Below are 1516 nucleotides of genomic sequence, written 5' to 3'. Positions count from 1 at the left end.
ATCTCCCCCAAACACGATGTGTGCCGGGAACCGGTCATTCACCACGGACCGCCCCGCTCGGTGGCGGCGCGGTCCGCTACGGTGCCGGGCGGCTCAGCAGAGCAGTGACTCGCGCCCGGTTGCCGCCGACCGAGCGGGTGTCAGGCCCGGCTGGGCCGAGCCCGTCGCGATCTCGGCGGGTGCGATGCAGCCCTGCTGGGCGGACCAGGCCCAGTAACCGTTGTAGAGGCCGCAGCGCCAGTCGTTGCCGTACTGGTCGCTGTAGGTCCGACCGTCCTTGGCCGGGGTGCACTCCGGCATGGAGGAGCACTCGTAGACCACCGAGCCGATCCGGCACCAGGACGTCCCGAGCAGGGCCGCGGTGCCTTCCTGGATCTGCGGACCGGCCACGGGAGCCTGTACGGCGACGGTCTTCGCCGACGGGGCCCCGGGGGCCGCGGCGGCGGCGACCCCCTGGACGGCGAACAGGGTCACCACGGCCAGCGCGAAGGCCGTCAGAGCGGAGCGGATGGATCGAGATACTGACACGATTGTCCTTTCCCGATGAGCGGTTGACGTGCGTGAGGCGTTGCCGCACGCAGGCCCGGTGGTCGTGCCCGCCTTTTCACCGCCGGCTACTCGGGCGGGAACACCACGTTCCGGGTCGGCGTGTTGTAGCCGGGTGAGGACAGGAGGTCATGGAGGGCGGCCGTCACCTGCTCCGGGGGGACGAAATTCGTCAGGACCTGGGTGGGAACCGCCTGCGGGTCCGCCAGGATCGCCAGGAAGAGATGCTCGACTCCGACGTATCCGTGCCCGAGTTCGGACGCGATCCGACCGGCTTCGTCGAGAATCGAGAGATAGCGCGGTGTAGCCGTTGGTACGTGGTCGTCCGCCATGGTGCCTCGATACCTCGTGCGTGGGCCCACCGGGATGGCGGGCGCGACTCAGCGCATCGTAGTAAGGAATCCGGAAAGCACGGAAGAGATCTCTTCTCGCCAGGCTGGCCGAATGCCCGTGCCCGCGCCCGCGGTCGCGCCGGGTCAGCATCGGCCCGGTCAAGAGCCCTGTGCAGGTTGATGGTTGGGAAAGTCCGGCAAGGCCGACCCGAGTGGCGCGCCGGGGAAGTGCACACATTCCGCCGAGCCGGTCGGCTACGCGACGACTTTCCACCTGTTCGTGGCGGAACCGTCCTGTTTACCGGCGCGGAATCCCCGGGCGTCACTCGAACGGGCCCGCGGCCAAAGGGATTCCCGCCCACTCCGGCACGGCCCGGCTCCGGCCCACCGCAACCCCCGCCACCCCGCCTCGGCGAGCTTCTCCTCCGGAATTCCCGCACCCGCACCGCCCCCGGCGACGCCGACCACGCCGTCCGCCTTCCGGAAGCGGCCATCCCCCTGACCACCGCCGCCCCGTCACCGGGGAACGCCGTCCGGGCTGTAGCGGCCCGAGTCGAACGACCGGAACCGGCACCTCGTCAGCGCCCCGAACGACACGGTCACGCCGACGCACATGGCGGTGATCTTCGCGGCAGGTC

At 70.3% G+C, this 1516-nt stretch carries 2 protein-coding genes; both read right to left on the bottom strand.

The window, feature by feature from the left end; translation table 11 throughout:
• Positions 1 to 93 precede the first annotated feature (93 nt).
• Positions 94 to 528 carry a hypothetical protein gene (locus ACFWOG_RS40830; RefSeq protein WP_380364817.1) on the bottom strand — a complete coding sequence of 145 codons (435 nt, stop codon included), beginning with the start codon at positions 526 to 528 and terminating at the stop codon, positions 94 to 96.
• 86 nt (positions 529 to 614) lie between these two features.
• Positions 615 to 878 (bottom strand): Clp protease N-terminal domain-containing protein, encoded by a 264-nt coding sequence (locus tag ACFWOG_RS40825; RefSeq protein WP_329881651.1) that lies wholly within the window; start codon positions 876 to 878, stop codon positions 615 to 617.
• Between the last annotated feature and the right edge of the window lie 638 nt (positions 879 to 1516).

It is taken from the genome of Kitasatospora sp. NPDC058406 (genome assembly GCF_042722765.1).
Lineage (GTDB): Bacteria > Actinomycetota > Actinomycetes > Streptomycetales > Streptomycetaceae > Kitasatospora.
This window is presented reverse-complemented; position numbering and strand designations above follow the sequence as displayed.